The 3569-nt window shown below is 72.3% G+C and carries 2 protein-coding genes; both read left to right on the top strand.

The window, feature by feature from the left end:
- Positions 1 to 244 precede the first annotated feature (244 nt).
- Complete coding sequence (locus V7050_RS19705; RefSeq protein ID WP_324370647.1) at positions 245 to 2176, top strand: acyl CoA:acetate/3-ketoacid CoA transferase; 1932 nt, start codon at positions 245 to 247, stop codon at positions 2174 to 2176.
- Positions 2173 to 3075, top strand: a complete 903-nt coding sequence (locus V7050_RS19700; protein ID WP_324375701.1) for a sugar kinase — start codon at positions 2173 to 2175, stop codon at positions 3073 to 3075. The genes V7050_RS19705 and V7050_RS19700 overlap by 4 nt, the downstream gene beginning before the upstream one ends.
- Positions 3076 to 3569: the final 494 nt, after the last annotated feature.

Raw genomic sequence — 3569 nt, 5'->3', positions numbered from 1 at the left:
TCCCGCCCGGCGGGCACCGCCGGGCAGCGCCCGCCCCGCCCCGTCACGCCGAAGGCGTGCCTTTGGCACGACGCGGGCGCTTCGCTTTCGCCCGGGCCGGGCGCTGCCCTCGTCTTACAGCCGGGCGGTCGAAAAAGGGAAAATGGGCTTCCCATGCCGTTCGCCTGGCTCGCCGCCGGAACGCTGGCGCCGCGGCCGGGAAAGGGGCTATCCTGCCGCCCTGCGGGTCGGGCGGGAGAGGAGCATGCGGCGCAAGGTCCTGACGGCCGAGGAGGCCGTGGCGCTCATCCACGACGGCGACATGATCACCACCTCGGGCTTCATCGGGACCGGCGTTCCCGAGGCGCTGCTGACGGCGCTCGAGGCGCGTTTCCTCGACGGGCGCGGGCCGCGGAACCTCGGGCTGCTCTTCGCGGCGGGCCAGGGCGATTCGAAGGAGCGCGGGCTCAACCATCTCGGGCACGAGGGGCTGCTGAAGCGGGTCGTGGGCGGGCATTGGGGGCTGATCCCGAAGGTGGCGGCGCTGGCGCTCGCCGGCAAGATCGAGGGCTGGAACCTGCCGCAGGGGGTGATCAGCCATCTCTACCGTGACATCGCGGCGGGCAAGCCGGGCACGCTGACGCGGGTGGGCCTCGGCACCTTCGTCGATCCGCGGCTCGAGGGCGGGCGCATCAATGCGATCTCGACCGAGCATCTCATCGAGGTGATGGAGGTCGGGGGCAGGGAATATCTCTTCTACAAGGCCTTCCCGATCGACGTGGCGCTCCTGCGCGGCACCACCGCCGACGAGGCGGGCAACGTCACCATGGAGCGCGAGGCGCTGATCCTCGACAACCTGGCGCAGGCCATGGCGGCGCGCAATTCCGGTGGGCTGGTGATCGTGCAGGTCGAGCAGATCGCCGAGAGCCACAGCCTGAACCCGCGCGCGGTCGTCCTGCCGGCGCCCCTGGTCGATGCGGTGGTGGTGGCGCCGCCCGCGCTGCACATGCAGACCTTCGCCACCGGCTATTCCCCGGCCTTCGCCGGGGCGATCCGCGCGCCCTCGGGCGCGCTGCCGCCGCTGCCGCTCGACGCCCGCAAGATCGTCGCGCGCCGCGTCGCCTTCGAGCTGCCGATCAACGGCGTGGTCAATCTCGGGATCGGCATGCCGGAGGGCGTCTCGGCGGTGGCGAGCGAGGAGGGGCTGCTCGCGCATCTGACCATGACCGCCGAGCCCGGGGTCATCGGCGGCCAGCCGGCCTCGGGGCTCGATTTCGGCGCGGCGATCAACACCGACGCGATCATCGCCCAGAATGCGCAGTTCGACTTCTACGACGGCGGCGGGCTCGACATGGCCTGTCTCGGCATGGCCGAGGCCGATGCGGCGGGAAACGTCAATGTCTCGCGCTTCGGCCCGAAGCTCGCCGGCGCCGGGGGCTTCATCAATATCAGCCAGAACGCCCGCGCCGTGGTCTTCGCCGGCACCCTGACCGCGGGCGGGCTCGAGATCGCCGTGGAGGACGGCAGGCTGCGGATCCTGCGCGAGGGCCGGGCGCGCAAGATGCGCGAGGCGGTGGCGCAGGTGACCTTCTCGGGCCGCCGCGCCGCGGCCGAAGGCCGGCCGGTGCTCTATGTCACCGAGCGCTGCGTCTTCGCGCTGACGCCCGAGGGGATCGAGCTGACCGAGATCGCGCCCGGCATCGACCTGGAGCGCGACGTGCTCGGGCAGATGGATTTCCGCCCCCTGATGCGCGAGGTGGTGGAGATGGACGGCCGCATCTTCCGCGAGGCGGCGATGGAGCTCGCGCGCGACCTGCTGCATCTCGATTTCGCCGACCGGATTCAGCGGGACAACGACGCGAATCGCCTCTACATCAATTTCGAGAAGCTGCGCGTCCGCAACCGGGAGGATGTCGCGCGCATCCGGGCGCGCGTCGAGGAGCTGGTGGCGGGGCAGAGCCGGCCGGTCGACGTGATCGTCAACTACGACGGCTTCCGCGTGGACGAGGAGGTCGAGGCGGATTATGCGCGCATGGTGGAGGATCTCGAACGGCGGTACTACGGCGCGGTCACGCGCTATTCCGGCTCGGCCTTCACCCGGATGAAGCTCGGCCGCACCTTGCGCCGGAGCCGGGCGCCGCATCTCTTCGAGACGGCCGAGGACGCCCAGGCCTTTCTCGCGGGCAGGGGCGCATGACCCGCGTCGCCTGCATCGGCGAATGCATGGTCGAGCTGACCCTGCCGAAGGACGGTGCGGCGGCGCGGGTGGGCTTCGCCGGCGACACGCTGAACACCGCCATCTATCTCAAGCGCGGCGCGCCGGCGCTTGAGGTCGCCTATGTCACGGCGCTGGGGCGGGATGCGCTTTCGGAGCGGATGCTCGCCTTCTTCGCCGAGGAGGGGCTCGACACCGGGCTGATCGAGCGGCGGGCGGATCGCGTGCCGGGGCTCTATGCGATCTCGACCGATGCCGCGGGCGAGCGCAGCTTCACCTATTGGCGCGAGAGCTCCGCCGCGCGGACGCTCTTCGAGCCGCCGGCCGAGGTGACGCCGGCGCGGCTCGCGGGATGCGGGCTGGTCTATCTGTCGGGCATCACCCTGGCGGTGCTCTCCGCCCGGGCCCGCGCCGCATTGCTCGAGTTCATCGGGCCGTTCCGAAAGGCCGGCGGGCTGGTCGCCTTCGATTCGAACTACCGGCCGCGGCTCTGGCCGGACCGCGCCACGGCGCAGCGGGAGATCGCCGCCTTCTGGGCGGTGACCGATATCGGCCTGCCCTCGCTCGACGACGAATTCGCGCTCTGGGGCGAGTCCGGCACGGAGGCGGTGCTGGCGCGGCTGGCTTCGGCCGGGCTGCGGCAGGGCGCGCTGAAGCGCGGCGCCGAGGGGCCGCTCGCGATCGGCTGGGAGGGCGCGCTGCCGGGATTTCCGCCCGCGGCGCGGGTCGTCGACACCACCGCCGCCGGCGATAGCTTCAACGGCGGCTATCTCGCGGCGCTGCTCGCGGGCGCGCCGCCGCCCGAGCGCCTGCTCGCCGGCCATCGCCTGGCCTCGGAGGTGATCGGCCATCCCGGGGCGATCATGCCGCGCCGGGGCTGACGGCGGTTTCGTCCGATTGGCCGTCCGGGGGCGATTCCGAACCGGCAAGAGCGAGGCACTGCCTCGCGCCGGTTCGTCGGAGGGACGCGCGCGAGCGCGGCGGCCGAGGGGGTTGGATTTCACCACCACCGGGTAATCCGTGCGCGCCTGCCGGGGGGCAGGCAGGCGCGCACGGATTTGTCTGACGCCAAATTCGCGAAGAAAAGGCGACGCCGATACGGGGGACGAGTGCCGGTCCGAGGCAATCATCCAGGAACCGCTCGGGAGATGCCGCGGCCGGTCCTCGGAAGAAGGCCGCGCTCCGCGCGGCCCGCGCCACTTACCCCCGGAGCGAAAGGGCGAGGCGCCGGTGGCGCGTCGTCCGGTCCGGTCGCCCGGAGGCGCAAGCCGCAGGGCGAGGGACGTCGGGTTTCACCGTCGGTTGAGGATCGGGACGCGTCGGCCCTGGACGGTGCGCAAAGCGCGCCGGCCCCGGGGAGGGCCGGCGCGGCCCG

This window comes from Amaricoccus sp. (assembly GCF_036846665.1).
Classification (GTDB): Bacteria; Pseudomonadota; Alphaproteobacteria; order Rhodobacterales; family Rhodobacteraceae; genus Amaricoccus.
This window is presented reverse-complemented; position numbering and strand designations above follow the sequence as displayed.